We start from the raw sequence: 17,034 nt of genomic DNA, 5'->3' as shown, positions 1-17,034 counted from the left end.
CGCCTATCTCGCCCAAACCCTTGAGGCGCTCGTCAACGGCCACCGGCAAAGCAATATCCAAGCGCTTCTGCCCTGGAACTATCAAGCTTCACCGGCCGTGTGATCGAAGCACCGCTTACGAATTGATTCACCTGCGGGAGTTTGAATTTGAGGTTCGGCATGGCTCCTTCTCCAGGTTTGTTTGATCTTGATGAGCGGTACGCGGTTTTGTCAAAAACCGGCGATCCGCTTGAACAGCTCTCCACTGTCGTGGATTTTGAGATGTTCCGCGCTGATCTGGACGCCGTCTTGCGCCGATCTGATCGCTCGAAGGGCGGTCGCCCGCCGATGGACCCAGTTCTGATGTTCAAGGTTCTGGTTTTGCAAAGCCTCTACGGACTGGCCGACGAGCAGACCGAGTTTCAGATCAGGGGCCGGTTGAGTTTCATGCGCTTTCTCGGTCTGGAATTGCACGGCGGGGTTCCGGACGCGCGGACGATCTGGCTGTTCCGCGAGCATCTGACCAAGGCCAAGGCGGTGGAGGCGCTTTTCGCCCGGTTCGACGCCCATGTGAAGGAGCGCGGCTACCTCGCGATGGGAGGCCAGATGATCGACGCTTCGATCATCGAGGCCCCGCGCCAGCGCAACACCGACGCCGAGAAAGACGATCTGAAAGAGGGCCGCATCCCTGCGGAATGGGCGGCAAAGCCAGCGAAACTGCGCCAGAAAGACCGTGACGGACGCTGGACCCTCAAACGCGGCCGCCGCAAGAAGCGCCAGGACGGATCACTGATGATAGAGATCGCCACGCCCGCCTATGGCTACAAAAGCCATATCGGCGCTGATCGCCGTTTCCGGTTCATCCGCAAATGGGCCGTGACGGACGCCGCGCGATATGATGGCCGCGAACTGGGCGGCCTGCTGGATATGTCGAACACAGCCTCATCGGTCTGGGCCGACACAGCTTATCGCTCGGCGAAGAATGAGAAGCGCATATCTCAAGGGGGCCATCCCAGCCTCTTTCCATTCGGTGGAAAAGATTGCGCTCTCAAAACCCAGAATCAAACATCTTAACCTGCTGTTAATATTAGAAATGCGATCAATTTAATATAAACTACCAGAATGGGGGCTGTCAGAGTGTGTGATTGGAAGAAACGGGCCGTGCCCGTGGATCCGCTGCGAGTGGACTCGCAGGGATTCGGTGAACGCGCGGAAAGCGATCTGGGGGCGAAAAAAGCCAGGAAGCCAGGCCCTGAGGCCGATGTGACTATCCGGCACGATGGACGCGAGAAGCTCGATGGCACCAAACCGCATAACTGGGGACACAGGGAACAGCTGCGGCATAGGTTCGCGGCCTGCTCCGGCGTCGGCATGCCTGAATGCGAGATGCTGGAGTTGATCCTTTTCAACGCCATTCAGCGGATTGACGTGGCTCCGCTGGCGAGAACACTTCTCGCCGAGTTTGGGGACCTGAATGGCGTACTGGTTGCACCTGCGTCTCGTCTGATGCGGGTCCGAGGCGTGACGAAGAAATGCGTGGTGCAGTTTCGGCTGGCTCAAGCCGTCGCAGTAGGGATGGCGCGAGCGAAAGTGATGAATCGTCCAGTGATCGCCTCTTGGCCTGACCTGATGATTTACTGCAAGACGGTGATGGCGCATCGGGAAACGGAGCAGTTTCGTCTGCTGTTCCTGAATAATAAATATGTTTTGATCGCCGACGAGGAGCAGGCCAAAGGCACCATCGACCATGTTCCGGTCTATCCTCGAGAGGTGGTGAAGCGTGCGCTGGAGTTAAACGCCGCCGCCATCATCCTTGTTCACAACCATCCTTCCGGAGACCCGACCCCTTCATACGACGATATTGTGATGACTCGCCGGATCGAAGCGGCTTGCGACGCCGTGGGTATCATCGTCCACGACCATATTATCGTTGGTAAAGAAACGGATGTCTCGTTCAGAACGCTGGATTTGATTTGACGGAGCGCGCACGGCGACAGTGTCGCGGTATGCCGCTTCCGCCACCAATCCCACGGCATCTTGAACTCGCCCGCCTACTTGCCGCGCTTTGTTTCTTGTATGAAGGATTTAGAGCGACGATTGGAGTGCGCCCTTCCAGTTGGACATGTCAGGCGGCCTGTTTTGACCGTTCCGGGGTGTTTCTCTCCTCGAACTGATTTGGGCTCAGATATCCGAGCGCCGAATGCAGCCGGGTGGCGTTGTAAACGTTGTCGATGAAGGCGGGCAAGTCCGCGGCGGCATCATCGAAGGTCTGGTCCTCGGTGACATAGACCGCCTCGACTTTCAGCGTTTTCATGAAGCTCTCGGCCTGGGCGTTGTCATACGGATTTCCTCTTCGGCTCATGGACCCGACGAAGCCATGCTGCTTCAGGATGCGCCGATGCCGAGATGCGGCGTACTGGGCTCCCCTGTCGGTGTGAAAGATGCAGCCAGGCAGCGGACGCCGGGCCCCGATCGCCGCATTCAGCGCCGCCAAGGTGAGACGGGTATCAATGTTGCGACCAAGCCCGTAACCGATGACCTTGCGCGACCAGGCGTCCAGGATGACCGCCAGATAGACGAAGCCGGCGCTTATGGCGACATAGGTGATGTCGCCGACCCAGAGCTGGTTGGGCCCGTGGACCTCAAGTTTCCCGACGACATTGGGGTAAATCGGGCTGCCGTGATCGCTGTCGGTCGTCGCGACGTAGCGGCGTTTCCGCTTTGGGTTCAGATCGTTCTCGCGCATGATCCGCCGCACTTTCTTCGAGTTCACGATGAACCCGCGGTGTCGAAGCTCGGCGGTAACGCGACGATAGCCGTAGTTCCGGCAGGTTTCCGTGATCAAGCGGATCACGCCGATCACCGGGTCTTCCTCCGCCGGAGCGGGAGATGCATAGAAGCTGGAACGAGGCAGATCCATCAGCTCGCACCTTCGTCTGACCGAGATTCCGGCGGGCTGGTGATCACGGATCCAGGCGCGCTTCTCTGCGACCGTTCGCGCCGACGAGCCCCCTTTAAAAACTCGATCTCGAGCGCCTGGCGACCGACAAGCCGTTCAAGCGCCGCGATCCGCGCCTGGTATTCCGGCAGCAGCTCCTCTTCGACCGCGTCGTCGTCAAACTCTCCGCGTTCGTACTTCTCGATCCAGATCGGGATCAGGGTGCGACATACATCGTATTTCTGGCTGAGCGCGCGCATCGACTCGCCGTTGAAATAGGCCTCGACGATTTCGCGCTTCCTGGCGGTGCTGTGGCGTCGGTGTCTCTTGGTCATGGGGTTCTCCTTATCAGAACCCAAGCCCGGTCAATATCTCGGGGCCAAACTGTCCACTCTCAGGGGCGCACTCCAGTAGCAGTTTCAAACCGACGAAGTTTGGTTTGAGGCGAGGATGTACAGTTTGGAGATTTATCACCGTGTTCGTCGGGCAGTTTTGCGCGACGGTATGAGCGAACGTGCGGCGGCGATTGCTTTTGGCGTCGACCGTGGGACGATCTCGAAGATGTTGGCGTTTTCGGAGCCACCTGGCTATCGCTTGAAGGTTCAACGCCCCCGGAACCGGATGGATGATCATGCGGATTTTGTCGATCAGATCCTGATCACGGACCGGGATGTCCCGAAGAAGCAGCGCCATACGATCAAGCGGATATTCGAACGCTTACGTGATGAGCGCGGGTTCGCAGGCGGCCATCGTCGCGGCCGAACTCTGGCGGCGGCGGGTCGCCCATTCCGTGACGACGCGAAGCGACCCGCCGAAACCGAACGCCGTCAGGCGTCGCCAGAGTTCGGCGCCGTTTCGACAGCCGCCGGCTCACTCGGCGCTCAGGCCCGCCGTCATCCAGCGCAAAGTGACCAACGGCTATCGTGCGATGTGGGCGGCCGAGGGCGAAGCCGACATTCGCACCGTCGTCGATACGGCAAGGCTGCGCCCCGGCGTCAACACTTTCCAGACCATCCTCAAAACCGTCAGCGTCTGATGGCCGCGACCGGAAACTGCAGGGGGTGGGCAATTACGCCGTCCGGCCGTTCGTTCTCCCGGCCGGCCGCCAAGCACGACGCCAATATGGTGGACGACGCCCTCCAACCGCTCCGTTCGCCGCCCGAAGGGACTCGCGAGCGACGGATCGAGCCGTTCCGCGAAGATCTTCCGGACACAATCGGGCCAAACGCATCGGAATCGTCGCGCCTGAACCCGCAGGGTCACGCCGCGACCATGGGCTGGCAAATCTGCGAGGACGCGTTCATAGCGGCTGTGCACCGAGCGGGAGAGCGCGCCGCAGGTCGGACAGACGGCCGACGTCGAACGCGGTCGCGCGATCACCGTGAGCAGCTCCGAACCTTGGTCAAGCCTCTGAACCACCAAGCCAGGGGGCGCTATCCGCCCCGGCACTGCTCTTCTCGACATGCTGTTGCTCTTCCAATCAGAGTCGCAACATCTGGCGCCAGAAATGCATCAAGAGTGAGTCGGAGCCAGTTTTGAATGTTCATTAACATTTATTCCACGCCGATCAACAAAATGGCGTCTGAGCGGCCTCCCGTTTGCCGGAATCGCCTCCCACGGTTTTTTATCGCCGGAAAGGATCCTAGTTCTTGTTTGGGACACCAGCAGTGTCACACTCGAAACTAAAAAAACAGGTGCTCACGTCTGCGGAACGGCCTCCTTCAAACCATCCATGCAAAGGAAAAAGAAAATGGGTCTCGATATCGGATTCTATACTTATAACGAAGAAACGGTCCTCACACTGCGTAAACATCATGACTTCTTGGATCTATTTCTTGAAAAGCCTCTCGTAACCCTCGAGCCCTATTCCGACTTCTATGTTACACCTGATATGGTCGCGGCCGTCCTGGCCGACGTCGAGGGCCAGATGCGATGCGCCGGGATGGCGTGTCCCGTGTTGAAGGAGGAATTCTGCGAAACCGAGGGGATACAGCAGGGTCTTCCCGAGGGCTTCTGCGATGAGGAACCAGAGGACTGGGAGGCTGCGCTGCCATATTACCGGTTGCTTCTGAAGCGCCTCCTTGCTGCGGTCGAGGATAAGCCCAACTTGATCTGCGGCTGGAGTGCGTAAGTAGTTCCCACAATCGCGGTCCCGCCTCGGCTCGGCGCGCGATATCCCACTTGGTATAGTATTTGTCGGGGCCCGTCGCGTCGACCGACGAGATCGGGGCGGCGGCGAGAAAATTGCTCTGATCAGGTTTTCTTGAAACGGACAGGAGCGGCGTTCCTGCCGAACGCCACGGAAACGCGGAATTCCTAATAATCGAGTCAAGCGGGCGCGGGGTTCCGCCGCCCGGTCTGCCGATGTCGCCGCCGGGCGTCCGTGGTCGTGGCGCATGTTTCTACCGAGAGATCCGAGGAACATGGGGAGCAGAGGGAGAGGAACGGCTCGCCTCTGAGAGAAAGAGGAGAAAGAGGCCGCCGGGGCAGGGTTCACACCTTACTGCTACACGGAACGCCCCGGGGCCCACCGATTCGCGCGCGTCGCTTTGATCCACTCAACGCGAAAGGCCGCGCCAATGCTTGACGCAACTCCAATCACATCCGACGCCGCCGCCAATCCCGCCGACTGGCGGGAGACGCTCTCATGGGGCGACATCATCAGCTTCCGCTTCCCCGTCGAGGGCTCAGACCAGCCGCCGAAAAAACGGCCTTGCCTCGTGCTCGCTATCGCCCGCCTGCGCGGGAGCAGCTTCGCCCTTCTCGCATATGGGACGAGCGCCAACACTCGCGCGAACCGCGGATATGAGGTTCAGAATGCCGCGACGGCGTAAGCGATGACCAACCTTGCCAAAGGCTCCCGGAGCTGTCCGGAAATTACCGGAATCCCTGTTCGGGATCTACCGAAACGCGCGTTCGGGAATTTGCGAATCCCGCAGTCATCGAGTGTTCCTTCCGATCGTTTCGCAAAGAGTTTGCGAAAGGGGGTTTGGCAAAGTCGCGGGCGAGGGTCGCCGATCGGAAGATTGGTTCATTTGATCCAGATAAAAAAAGTTGATGGGAAAACTTCGTCGCTCCGGCGGTGTGCTCGGGTCGGGCGAGCAAGCAAGCGCGGATGGAGCCTCTTCGAGAGCGCGGACATGTCCCACCCCACGGCGCTGCACTTGGGAAGAAGATTTATCGGAGGAGCATACTGAGCGTGAGACAGAAATCAGCTTGAGGCTGGCGGGCCGGGATCCATCGTCTTCGTGCACGCGCCGGGCGTCGCGCACGAAGACGAGGACCCAGACCCCTGGGGATTGATCGGGAGGTGCGGCGATACCAATCGCAAGGAGGTCGAGATGCTCGACAGTGCACCCCGCATACCCACCATGACCGAGGCCTGGCGCGATCACGTCAGCTACGGCGACATCGTGTCGTTCCAGTTTCCGCTCGCCGAGAAAGATGCGCAAGGGCGCCCCAAGGCGCGACCCTGCCTCATCCTCGACATCGAGGAGAAGGGTGGTCAGCGCTTCGCCCTGATCGCCTACGGCACCACGTCGCGTCGGCGTTCCAACACCGGCTACGAGGTGCATGTCCTTCGCCGCGCCGACTACATCGCGGCCGGCCTGAATGAGCCGACCCGCTTCGTGGGCGCGCGCCGGGCGCTCGTGCCGCTGACCCATAGCGGATTCGCGGCTTGCGCGGCGACTGGCTCGGCAGTGCTGGGGCGCCTCGATGGCAACGCGTTCGAGGCGATGAACGCTGTGCGCGGCCGCATCCACGCGATGCGCGATATCGCCAAGGAGCGACGGCAAGTGCGGCGGCGCAGTTCGCCAACCGGGACGGACCAGCGGCGGACACGTCGCACATTCCTCGGTCGCAAGGAGGTGCGCGCATGACCATTCACCCGCCCAGGAACCTGTTCGATAAGCAGGTGGACCTCACGCGCTACCTCATCAAGTTGCGCCACTCGATGGATGAGCGCCTTGCAGTGCAGGTGATGCCGCATCTCGACGAGAGGGCGCGAGACATCGTTCGAGACCTCCTCGAACACGTGCAAGAAAAGGATGCCGTCCATCCCGATCTGCTCGTCCATCTCGACGCCACGATCAAGGAGGTCCGGGACGCCATCGCGGCCGGAAAGATCGTCGAGAAGGTCCCCATCCCGCGCGAGTTGCTGATCGGCTGCTCCGAAGCGTTTCATATGCGCACGTCCTACACGCCGGCCGCTGACGCGCTCCGGGCTGCTTTGCCGCCGATGGAGCATCTCAAAAAGGCTGCCCGAGAGGTCCACGAGTTCTCCGAGGCGATCCGGCAGAGTCTCGATCTGCTTCAAATGGAGTGACTCGACGGCGCGCGTCCTGCGCGCGCCGTCCTTGAGGGCTCACAAGCCCCGCCGCCGGCCCGGATCATCCGGCGGCCGGCGCGCCGACATTCATCCTTCTGCTGCTCCCGTCGGCGCGCCAGTTTCTACAAGCCCTGATTCTGCTACGGAGAGAAGCGCGGACTTTCAGCCGCCGCTCCGATGGGTGAAGGCAGGGGAGCGACGCAGACGTGACGGCCGCTGGCGGCCAGGTGGGCCCGGCGCGGCGCGCTCTCATTAGATCGCGGATCTCATCACCACCGAGCACGAGATCCGCCGACGCCGCAGCCTCTCAGCGAAGCGGCAGGAAAGCCAGCAAGAGTCGCCAGCGCTCCGGCTTCGGCCGGAGCGCAACAGTGCGGACGGGGCGCCGGAAGGCGGCGCATCGACGGGAACGTGTTGCTGAGAACGACAGACAGAACTGGAGCGATACCGCGGACGGGCCCCGCTCCCATCCGGTCGACCGTCCGATGATGTCCGATCTCATGGCCGCGACATCCGCTCTGTTCCTGCAATCTCTCGTCCCCCTGATAAGGAAATCCTGTCCAGACAGCCCGGTCGCAGATCATCCAGGGGCTTTGGGTACGTCTTTTCGGGGTGTTCTGTGTTTTCCAGTGTTCAGAAGTATTCTCGCATGCGGAAACCCTCCTGGATCAACCGGTTGCATGGCGCGGGGGCGACGTTTTGCGGACCGAAGCCTCACTGTGCGGGATCGGCGTATATCTGTGCGGGTCCGACGATGACGGTGCTGAGCCGCAATCAATCGCGCGGAGCGATCCGGCGCTGAGGTTCAGCCGAGATTGGCGCATGCTCCGATTTCCGTTTTGGAGACATCGATCCGAAATCCTCCCTGACCATAGAGGAGGTACATGATGTCAGACACTTTTGAGAATCCGGACATCGCGACGACAAGTCCGAAAGATGCGGTCGAGACCGGCATCGAAGCCGACGACATGTATCGCATGTCGAAGCTCTTCGTCGAACATCTGTGTCAGTTGCCGCTGCCGGTGAACGTCCATCGCGTTCTTCATGGCCTGCTACACAGGACATGCCGGGACCTTCCGGACTGGTCGCCTCGCGCGCGTCAACCCGAAGAGGGATACAGAGCGCGATGCGTCGTGCTTCGCAAATCGCTTGGCCTATGCGGCGCAAATGGGAACCGCGACCTTGTCGCCGGCGTCGAAGCGATCCGTCATCTCGGGTTTTTCCAGGCGATCGGCTTTGATCATGGCAATGAATGGCTGGTCTGGCGCTTTCATGACGACCTGCTGTCCGCCATTCTGGACAATGCGGTCTACGGTCTTCTGGATGCGAGCGCGTTATGTCGGCTGAAGCGCCCAACCGATTACCAGATCTTCTGCCTGACCTCGATCGTGCGGAGGATGCGCAAGCCCACATTCACGTTCACGGTTCCGGATGCGGCGATATGGATCGATAAAGAGACCATCCGCTGGTCCGACGTCGGCGCCGGCGTCATCAAGGCGCTCATGCTGTCCTGCAGGCATTACGGGCTGACGGCGTGTGTGCTCCTCCATCGCCGCGGCATGCTCCGCGGAATTGACACCATCGAGGTTCGGCTGCGCGGTCCGGGGAGCCTTTGGTCGATGGCGGTCCTCGCCAAGCTTCATCCCGCGACGGAGAAGTGCGTTCTGGTCGATGGATCGGGGCGTATGGATGTGAACCGCGGCGACTTCCCCGAACTCGTGAGAGAGCTGAGGAGCGCAAAATGGCGTCTGAGTGGTCTCCGGCGCCCGGAGCCTTGAATGAGCCGTTTGCTTCGATCTCTCCTGATTGCGGCCTGGGAGAAGAATGATGTGAGCCGTTCCGGCGGGACCCTGCTCTTGGCGACCGCGCTCCATTGGACCGGATCTCGCCTGATCAGTCGTCGACACATGTCTCCCGATCCGATCACTGCTCACGCCGCGCCCAGTTCGCCAGACATGCGGGCCGATCGCTTTTGAGAGCGCCGCCACGGGGCCTAATTCCTCGGGGCGATGCTGAAAGACCCTCTCACACGCGGCGACCTCGCCGCCTTCTTCAACACGAAGAACACCCACCGGGCGCTGACATGCGTCCTGCGGGGACTCGGAATCCGCCTCAATGGCGGCACGACACGCTGGTCGGTTGTGCTCGCGTCATTGGGGCTCGCCGAAGATCAGGATCCGGCGCGTCAGGCGGAGCTCACTGAACCGCTGCTCACCGCGGCGGGCGCCGCAGCCCTGATCGGCGTGTCATCATCGGTCATCTATCGCTGGGAGAAGGGCCGGTTGGCCGAGGGCGCGCAGCCATTCCCGAAATCGATCGACCTCTCGGGCGGCCGCGAGAACGCCAGAGCCAAGCGGTGGCGGAAGGCGGAGATCATCGCATGGCACAGGGGCCAGAGGCTCCCGGTCTACGCCAGGGCGGCGCCGGTGTTCGGCTCGATCCGGCCGCCGAAATGATCCTGCTCCGCGCATATCCGACGGCGCCGGACACGGTGATTTCTCCGAAACGACGGGACCCTATCGCAAGCGACGGGGATACAGACACCCGGCAGGTTTCACTGGCGGCAACCTCGGCGGCGTGTGTGTCCCGCGCGCGCTTAGGCGACCGGAAGCGCGCGCAAGCGACACCGACCCCTTCTCAATCTCGACGCAAGCACAACAGGAAGGAACCCCCCATGCTTGATTTGACCAGCCGGCCTCGAACCTCCTCTCTGGCCCTCGCCACCGCCAGCTCGACGACCATCGTCTCACGGCAACGCGCGCCGACTGTGGAGGAGCTCCGCACCCATGTCGCGGGCCGCACCGATCTGACCCGATCGGTCAGGTCGCGGTATCTCGGCGCGATCGATGTGGCGGGACGGATTGTCAACCGTCCCCTTGCCGGCATCACGGCTGAACTGGCGCTCGTCGAGGAGCGGTTTCCGCTCGACGGGTTCGACCCGACGCACTGGCCGACCGACGAGGCCTACCGCCTCTTTCGACGCCGCCTCCAGGCGCCCCTGCGAGAGTTCCTGGGCGTGCACGCGGCGCAGGCTGCGCTGAGGGCGCAGCAGGACGAATGGAGCGAGCTCTTTTCCGCCGTCAAGCCGCTCACCGAAGGACGGGTCGGAAAAGGCGCCAAGTGGCACCCGATGAAGCTCGTGGCGCTCAAGACCTTCGCGCTCGTCGCCCGAGCTTACGGCTGGCGGCCGCGTGACCTGACGCTCGCCAAGGCGCAGCGGATCGACGCAGACTTCCGCGCAAACAAGCGAGAAGCGAATTGCCGCGCGCTCCGGCGGCTCGACGAGTTAAGAGAGTTTTCGCCACTTCTGCCTCTTCTGCCGCCTCAACCCATCGGATTCACCTCTGAACGCCGCGTCCCTCTGCTGGCGCCGATGAATCCCGACTGGGAGACGCAATTCATCGCTTGGATCGAAGCGGTCACGAAGGCCAACTGGGACCCGGTGGACCAGAAGTTCGCGGACAATCACGCAGGACATGCCCATGTCATGCGGTCGGCCTTCCGCACCGCATTGCGGATTGGCGTCGAGATCGGCCGGATTCGAGCCGATCAGGCCGATCTCGCCGCCGTTTTTGCGGACGACGAGGTCCTCTGCGCAATCGCTGGCGAGATGTTCGCGCGCCGCACGCTGTCGAAGAAGGACGGCCGCCTCGCGCCACGCACGTCGCGCAAGTATCTCAAGGCGCTGAACCAGGTGCGCGCGCATCTCGGCATCGACACGCAATTGCTCGGACTCGTGCTTTCGAACAACGCGATCGCCCGCGCAGGCAAAAAGGCCGACAAGTCCATGACGCCGAAGAACCGCAAGTTCTGCGAAAGGCTGGTGGAGCAACCCTCGCAGCGTCGGCGGTTCCTGACGTCTTTTCAGACGCTGCGCGACGCGGCGGAGGCGATCCTGTCGCTGGCTTCGCTCGAAGACCGAAAGCTCACGAAACACGAGATCGCCCGCGTGCGCATGCTCGGGACCGCCGCCTGCTTCGCCGCCATCGAAATTGGCGGCGCGCCGATCCGTGTCGAGAATGCGATGCGCCTGACCTGCGACGGCGAGGACGCGCAGATCCGCATCTCCGCGAAGGGTGAGGCGCCAATCAAGCTCCACATCCCGGCGGAGCTGACCAAGAACGGCGCGACGATCGAATTTCCGATCCACTCGAACAGGTTCGGCTACCATGACACGATCCGCTGGTATCTGCGGGTCATACGGCCGCTGTTTCCGCAGGCGGCGACGGGCCCGTATCTCTTCCCGGCGGTGAAGACCCCGGGCGCGCATCTCAATTCCGATTTCTTCGGCGCCGGGTTCGCCGGACTGATGCGGACGGTCGTTCACCTGCCGATGACGCCGCATCAGATGCGGCACGGACAGACATCGCTGTTGCTCGACAGATATCCCAACGAGGTCGAGGTGATCGCCAAGCGGATCGACGATACGCCCGGCGCCCTGCGCCAGTTCTACGGCTGGCTGAATTCGATGAAGCTCGTCGAGCGGGGCCAGGACCTGCTCGTGGCGCTGATGGAGGACTGATATGGGATATGACACCAGAGACCGTGAGCAGATCCTCGCGGCGCCCCATTTCGCCGCGTACCGGGAAGAGCCGACGATGGCGCAGGTCGGCCTGCGCGAGCTCCGCACGCTCGACCGATTCTTCGTGTTCGCGGAGGCCCGGGGCGTCGCCGCGCCCGTGGTGGCCGATTTCCTGGCCTTCGTCGACGCCCACCGCTCGACCCGGCGGCTCGACGATCTGCGCACGGCGTTCGATCGGCTCCTTCCCGGCGGCGCACCGGTGCGGGAGACCGTCCGGGAAGCAATCAGGGCCAAGCGCCCGCGCGGTCGGAGCTGTGACCGCCGCAGCCGTGACGTGCTGCGCGACGATCCTCTGATGGCGCCTTACCGCGACCTGCCCGCGTTCAGAGATGTTCCTCTCGAGGATCTCCGCGTGCTCGCCCGGTTTCTGTCTTTTGCCGCGGCCCGCGGCATCACGGCGCCGGAGCAAGCGGACTATCTCGCCTTCAGCGCCGATATCGGCTCGAGCCGGCGGCTGCGGAGCCTCAAATGCGCGCTCGACCGTTTGCTGCCGGGCGATCCGGCCGTGCATGTGGTGCTGGCCGCGGCGATTGCGGCGAAGACTTCCGCGCGCCCCGCCAGGGACGAAGGCAAGGCGCGCGCCGCCGCCGCGCGGCGGGTCGGTGTCGCCGAACTGCCTGAAACCTGGCGAAACCTGCTGCGAGACATGCGTCTCGGCGCTCTGCCGATACACGTGGCTGCGCCGTCGGCTTCCGTCGTCGACAGCATGGAGGACGTGCTCCGTGAATATGCGAAGGTGCAGATGATCGCGGACGCTCCGGTCGAGATCACTGTCGACGGCGTGCGCCGGCTCGAGGCGTCGCGCGCGGCCCATGCGGCGCAACGCGAAGCGCCGAGGTATCGCGACCAGGGCAATCGGCCCGCGACCCGCCATACCGCCGTGATGCGCTTGCGGCAGTTCGGTGCGGCGCTCGGACTCGACGCAGCGGTGGTCGCGGATCTGCGAGCCCATGAAAACGTGCTCCGCCGGCAGCTCGGGACCGTCGTGCCGCTGAAGTTCGCCAAGCTGGATAATCTGCCCGGCCTCAAGGCCACCTGGGAAACGGCGGCGCGCCTGCTTGACGAGAGCAGGCGAGCGACACGGCGCCAAACCGCGCTGCGCCTGCTCAACGAGGCCGCCGTGGTGGCGCTTTGGACTCTGCTGCCGCTGCGCCTGCGGGACGGGCGGCTTCGCTGGGGCCGGGACGTCCGCTTCGAGGGCGACCGCTACCGTGTCGATATCGAAACCGCCAAGGAGGAAGAACCGCTGCGGGGGGCGCTGCACTCGGTGCTGCGCCCGTTCCTCGACGCGCTCGTGCTGAGGGGGCTCAACCCAGCCTGGCTCGACGAGATGCGACGGCGGAGCATGCAAGAGGAGTCTCCACTTTTTCAGCACGTAAATGGTCGGATGCTTTCGCGCGGCTACCCCTCAACGGTCTGGCGGACGCATTTCGGGACCGGCGCGCATATCTCACGCAGCCGCGTGCACACCGAACTGGGTCAGCTCGGTCCCGAGGGCGTGGAGACGGCCTTGGCGCTCGGAGCTCAGCGTGATCCGCGAACCACCAACCATTATCACGGAGAAGCCGTGGCGGCGGCACAGCGCCGCAAGGGTCAGGACATGGTCGACGCGCTGCTCGATGAGGTGTTCGTGCTTTAGCGTTCGGACGCAGGCCTAACGGCAAGACCCCGCAAGCACGCATTGCGTGCCAAGGGCAGGCGATGATCTTCCGGTCGTGCGCGTCGATGATGAAGTTGGCGCCAAGCAGCCGTTGATCGGGCCCCAGCCGAAGTTCCGCATGGGGCCGGTAGCGTCTCGCGGCAAAACATGAGATCTGCGTATCAATGCGGCGCTGCCAAAGTGGACGGCGTGGAGGCGGTCCTAATCCCCGAAACGGGATTCGGACCGGGCTTCAATGTAGGCCATCACCTCGGACAGCCTCCATCGGGACGACCTGCCCAGTTTCAGTGGGCCGGGAAACTCGCTCCGCCCGATGTCGCGGTAAATGGTGGCGCGCGAACGCTGGAGCATTTTGGTGACGGTCGACATATCAATGAGCCTGTCGGTGGGGATGGCGCTGTGCATTGTGATCTCCTTGTTCGGTTACGAAGAGGAGATCGGTTCGTCGCCAAGTGGGCGGAAACGCTTCGAGAAGAAATATTCATAGGCTCGCTTCGATATGACGCCAAGCATCAATTGCACTTTTTGGGGGGTTAAATGCACTTTTGACCCCCCATAATTTGGCGATTGCATATCTTGCAAACACAACCCGTTCGGGTAATGCTTCCCCCATAATCGCCGGGAGGGGGTATGAGATACTTGGCAACTGTTCAACTCAAAGCCGGGTCGGCTGTGGAGCGGCTTCGAGAAGATGTTCCCGTTATCATCGATGCCATAGATCGCATCTCGAAAGGGGAGCGGGAGGCATTCTTCCGTTCTTCAGACGGAATCCTGTTTGGGTTTTTTCTAATATCCAGCCGCGAGGCTAACGAAGTTCGCGCCGCCATCGAGAATAGCACCGGGTTCCGCGACGGCGACGCATCTCTCGTTGTAGAGATTGGGGATAAAGCCAACGGGGTCGGGTTCAGTCGCGCGTGGACGTGGCTTCAGCATCATAAGGCCAAATAGCGCGCACCTGTGCGGCACGAAGCCTGACTCCCAAGTTTCCGACCCATACGGCGACACGACACAAAAGCAGAGCGCGTATCATTCGCTCTTCTCCTTCTCAGGTTTATCTGGCGCGATCTTGCGCAGCGCCTCTTTCAGCTTCTCTTCGTCCAGGTCCACGCCTAGCTCACGCGCGGCTTCCTCGAAGCGCTCTGCTTGACTTTCCCTCTGGCTACTCATTTTCTTCTCCCATGTCAGAATACCGCATGTTCATAGACGACACTCGGAACGTCGACAACGAAGCGACCAACGATCCCCGCAGGCGCTTTGCCAGCATCACCGGTGTAATATTCGCGAAGGACTACTACGTAGGGGAGTTCGAGCCTCGATTCATTGCGATGAGAGAGCGTCATTTTGGCCTTACCACCCGGAATCGTCCGCCTATCCTACACAGACATAACATTGTTCGCAAAGAGGGCCCCTTCTCGTGCCTGAAGGACCCTGAAAGGGAGCAAGCATGGAAAGAAAACTCTCGATCTTTATACACTAAAGCGGAGTATAAAGTTATAACATGCAGCATAAACAAAATAGCATATTATCACAAATATCCACGTTGGACAGACGATATTTATCATCTGCTTGTTCAAACTGCCGTAGAGAGGTATTTCTTTTTCCTGCAATCCATAAAGTCAACTGGCGACGTTTTGGCTGAACGGCGGGGGAAGCGAGATATCAAGCTTAAGGAAAGATATCGTGAAACACTAGATAAAGGGACCGGTTTCATTTCAGCTTCAGACCTAAACCGTCACCTTTCGTCTAATGAAATTAAAATAAAACCAGAAAGCGACGATATATGCGGGCTACAAATGGCTGATCTTTTAGCTTCAACAAGCTTTTCACATTGTCAGCGTATTTATGCTGAGGGGCGCGGTCCAATTGGATTTTCTGCCGAGATCGCCGATATACTTGAGAGTGACAAATATCACCGCGACAAAAACAACGATCCGCACCGTTTTGGGAGAGTATGGCGACCATAATGATCGCGGCCCCCCGAAGGGAGCCGCCGAGGGAAGCCCTCTACCTCCAGCATTAGGCTGGATTAAAAGAATCCTACTCTTTCAGGCGCCTATCGTCAAGCGTTTTCGTGAGGCTGTTGATAGGTCAGACGTTTCCCTTTCGCACCCATCAACGCGACCTTCGCGCGGTCGCGATCATCGACCCCAAGCGCGATCCGGTTGTTATACCGGAACTCATACTCAGCCACATAGCGGTGCAGGTGCTTCTTGCCGCAATGCTGGTAGACGCCCTTCATGCCGCGCTTGAAGATGGAGAAATAGCCCTCAATCGTGTTCGTGTGAATTTCACCACGGCCATATTCCCCCTTGCCGTGAGACACGAAATCATGACCGGCGAAGTCAGACGCCATCGCCTTGTAGTGCGAAGTCTCGTCCGTCATTAGCTGTGCCTCCGCAGCGATGTTCTCGCGCAGGATCGGCGCAAGCGTTTTCACCTTGAGATCATCAACGACCATGGATCGGGCGCGACCCGTAGCGCGGTCAACAAGGCTCAGAACCTTGTGCTTGTGCGCGTAGCCCCGCCCCTTCTTCGTATGCTTCGGCTTGATGGTGCGGTCATTGCCGATGAAAGTCTCGTCAGCCTCCACCACGCCGCCGCCAGCGCCGAACGGGGAGAGGTCGCCGGATCGCATCGCCTCGCGGATGCGGTGCCCCATGAACCACGCCGTCTTGTATGTTACGCCGAGAGTCCGGTGAAGCTGGTGGGCGCTGATGCCCTTCTTGCTCTGCGTCATGAGGACCACAGCCTGAAGCCAGATATGAAGCTTGACCTTGGACGCCTCGAACACCGTTCCAACCTTGACCGTGAACTGCTTCTTGCAGTCGCCACAGCGCCAGAGGCCAACGCGGATGCGCTTTTCAGGGTTCGCCTTTACCTTCGTGATCTTATCCACGCCGCCGCAGTGAAGGCATGACACCTGCGCCCCCCAAAGAACGCCCTCAAGAAACTCATGGGCGGCTTCTTCGTCGTGCAGATATTTTGCGCTCAGGTTCGACATGGCTAGGCTCCTATCTCCTTGAGCCTTATATATGAATTACAGTCGTGTTTGCAAGGTATATAATCGCCTTTTTCTTTGCCCGCCAACGATCGCCGATCAGCATAAGATTCAACGTGCATATTTTGGCCGCAAAAAGTGCAAGTCGGCCGCCGACCGCAAGCTTATCGCCTTAAAAATAGGGGTTTTTGTGAGACCAAATGTTCAATTTATGCTTGGCATCACATTCGAACCGTCGGGGCGGCTCCACCTGATTTAGACGAGCGGCGGTGATACAGATCATTGCTATCCGCCGGCGTTGCTGGTTCGAGCGCATGTGAACAGTGACGGCCCCCAGCCATGTCGCGCCGAAAGGCTCGTGCTTTGCTGCTAACTCTCAAACCAAAAATTTTCCCTATTATCCACGAGAAAAAGCAGCTGTGAAAATGGTCCGCGAAGGAGGCTCGCGGGCGGAGCTGCCATCCGCTGCGCTTGCGCCCACGTCTGCTTTAGAAAAGTTATTGTCAGATGCCCTTAACGGCATTTCCGATAATTGCTTTGGGGCGAT

Annotated in this window: 17 protein-coding genes and 2 pseudogenes; 12 read left to right on the top strand and 7 right to left on the bottom strand. The window is 60.8% G+C overall.

Going from position 1 to position 17,034, the window contains the following annotated elements; genetic code table 11:
* The first annotated feature begins 147 nt into the window (after positions 1-147).
* Positions 148-1,053, top strand: coding sequence for an IS5 family transposase (locus tag WG921_RS17810; protein ID WP_340110612.1), 906 nt, complete (start codon positions 148-150; stop codon positions 1,051-1,053).
* A gap of 93 nt (positions 1,054-1,146) precedes the next feature.
* A complete protein-coding gene (gene radC / locus WG921_RS17805; RefSeq protein WP_340110611.1) occupies positions 1,147-1,956 on the top strand; it encodes a RadC family protein in 810 nt (269 codons plus the stop codon).
* 148 nt (positions 1,957-2,104) lie between these two features.
* On the opposite strand, the gene WG921_RS17800 is transcribed toward radC, so the two are convergent.
* Genes WG921_RS17800 through WG921_RS17790 form a run of 3 tightly spaced genes read right to left on the bottom strand, consistent with a single transcriptional unit; the run spans position 2,105 to position 3,610 of the window.
* Positions 2,105-2,926 (bottom strand): IS3 family transposase, encoded by an 822-nt coding sequence (locus WG921_RS17800; protein WP_340110613.1) that lies wholly within the window; start codon positions 2,924-2,926, stop codon positions 2,105-2,107.
* A complete protein-coding gene (locus tag WG921_RS17795; RefSeq protein ID WP_340110610.1) occupies positions 2,899-3,252 on the bottom strand; it encodes a helix-turn-helix domain-containing protein in 354 nt (117 codons plus the stop codon). Before WG921_RS17795 ends, WG921_RS17800 begins: the two co-directional genes overlap by 28 nt.
* Before the next feature lie 13 nt (positions 3,253-3,265).
* A complete protein-coding gene (locus tag WG921_RS17790; RefSeq protein ID WP_340110609.1) occupies positions 3,266-3,610 on the bottom strand; it encodes a hypothetical protein in 345 nt (114 codons plus the stop codon).
* 184 nt (positions 3,611-3,794) lie between these two features.
* On the opposite strand from WG921_RS17790, the pseudogene WG921_RS17785 reads away from it, so the two are divergent.
* Positions 3,795-3,953: pseudogene (locus WG921_RS17785) on the top strand (IS66 family transposase); the annotation flags it as partial.
* A 203-nt stretch (positions 3,954-4,156) separates the two neighbouring features.
* On the opposite strand, the pseudogene WG921_RS17905 reads toward WG921_RS17785, so the two are convergent.
* A pseudogene (locus tag WG921_RS17905) lies at positions 4,157-4,381 on the bottom strand (transposase family protein); the annotation flags it as partial.
* Between the two features lie 286 nt (positions 4,382-4,667).
* Between WG921_RS17905 and WG921_RS17780 the strand changes: the two are divergent.
* The 7 genes from WG921_RS17780 (at position 4,668) to WG921_RS17750 (ending at position 13,468) form a co-directional block, all read left to right on the top strand.
* Positions 4,668-5,048, top strand: coding sequence for a hypothetical protein (locus WG921_RS17780; RefSeq protein ID WP_340110608.1), 381 nt, complete (start codon positions 4,668-4,670; stop codon positions 5,046-5,048).
* A gap of 1,210 nt (positions 5,049-6,258) precedes the next feature.
* The gene (locus WG921_RS17775) at positions 6,259-6,798 is read left to right on the top strand and encodes a hypothetical protein (RefSeq protein WP_340110607.1); all 540 of its coding nucleotides are present in this window, start codon (positions 6,259-6,261) and stop codon (positions 6,796-6,798) included.
* On the top strand, positions 6,795-7,244 hold the full coding sequence (locus tag WG921_RS17770) for a hypothetical protein (protein ID WP_340110606.1): 450 nt from the start codon (positions 6,795-6,797) through the stop codon (positions 7,242-7,244). Before WG921_RS17775 ends, WG921_RS17770 begins: the two co-directional genes overlap by 4 nt.
* A gap of 890 nt (positions 7,245-8,134) precedes the next feature.
* Positions 8,135-9,025: a hypothetical protein gene (locus WG921_RS17765; RefSeq protein ID WP_340110605.1), complete on the top strand. Its 891-nt coding sequence runs from the start codon at positions 8,135-8,137 to the stop codon at positions 9,023-9,025.
* A gap of 231 nt (positions 9,026-9,256) precedes the next feature.
* Positions 9,257-9,703, top strand: a complete 447-nt coding sequence (locus tag WG921_RS17760; RefSeq protein ID WP_340110604.1) for a helix-turn-helix transcriptional regulator — start codon at positions 9,257-9,259, stop codon at positions 9,701-9,703.
* Between the two features lie 218 nt (positions 9,704-9,921).
* Positions 9,922-11,769 (top strand): site-specific integrase, encoded by a 1,848-nt coding sequence (locus WG921_RS17755; protein WP_340110603.1) that lies wholly within the window; start codon positions 9,922-9,924, stop codon positions 11,767-11,769.
* Position 11,770: 1 nt separating this feature from the next.
* On the top strand, positions 11,771-13,468 hold the full coding sequence (locus WG921_RS17750; RefSeq protein ID WP_340110602.1) for a hypothetical protein: 1,698 nt from the start codon (positions 11,771-11,773) through the stop codon (positions 13,466-13,468).
* 222 nt (positions 13,469-13,690) lie between these two features.
* Here the strand turns inward: WG921_RS17750 and WG921_RS17745 are convergent, their stop codons facing one another.
* Entirely contained in the window at positions 13,691-13,894 is a 204-nt protein-coding gene (locus tag WG921_RS17745; RefSeq protein ID WP_340110601.1) for a helix-turn-helix transcriptional regulator, read from the bottom strand.
* A gap of 225 nt (positions 13,895-14,119) precedes the next feature.
* Here WG921_RS17745 and WG921_RS17740 point away from each other — a divergent pair, with 225 nt between their 5' ends.
* On the top strand, positions 14,120-14,437 hold the full coding sequence (locus WG921_RS17740) for a hypothetical protein (protein WP_340110600.1): 318 nt from the start codon (positions 14,120-14,122) through the stop codon (positions 14,435-14,437).
* Between the two features lie 78 nt (positions 14,438-14,515).
* Here WG921_RS17740 and WG921_RS17735 read toward each other — a convergent pair whose 3' ends face one another.
* Complete coding sequence (locus tag WG921_RS17735; RefSeq protein ID WP_340110599.1) at positions 14,516-14,656, bottom strand: hypothetical protein; 141 nt, start codon at positions 14,654-14,656, stop codon at positions 14,516-14,518.
* Positions 14,657-14,682: 26 nt separating this feature from the next.
* On the opposite strand from WG921_RS17735, the gene WG921_RS17730 reads away from it, so the two are divergent.
* Positions 14,683-15,453 (top strand): DUF3800 domain-containing protein, encoded by a 771-nt coding sequence (locus WG921_RS17730; RefSeq protein ID WP_340110598.1) that lies wholly within the window; start codon positions 14,683-14,685, stop codon positions 15,451-15,453.
* A 95-nt stretch (positions 15,454-15,548) separates the two neighbouring features.
* Here the strand turns inward: WG921_RS17730 and WG921_RS17725 are convergent, their stop codons facing one another.
* Positions 15,549-16,490, bottom strand: a complete 942-nt coding sequence (locus WG921_RS17725; protein WP_340110597.1) for an IS1595 family transposase — start codon at positions 16,488-16,490, stop codon at positions 15,549-15,551.
* Positions 16,491-17,034 lie beyond the last annotated feature (544 nt).

It is taken from the genome of Paludibacillus litoralis (assembly GCF_037646705.1).
Classification (GTDB): Bacteria; Pseudomonadota; Alphaproteobacteria; order Rhodobacterales; family Rhodobacteraceae; genus Pikeienuella; species Pikeienuella litoralis.
The sequence above is the reverse complement of the archived record's forward strand: the minus strand, read 5'-3'. Positions and strand labels throughout refer to the sequence as shown.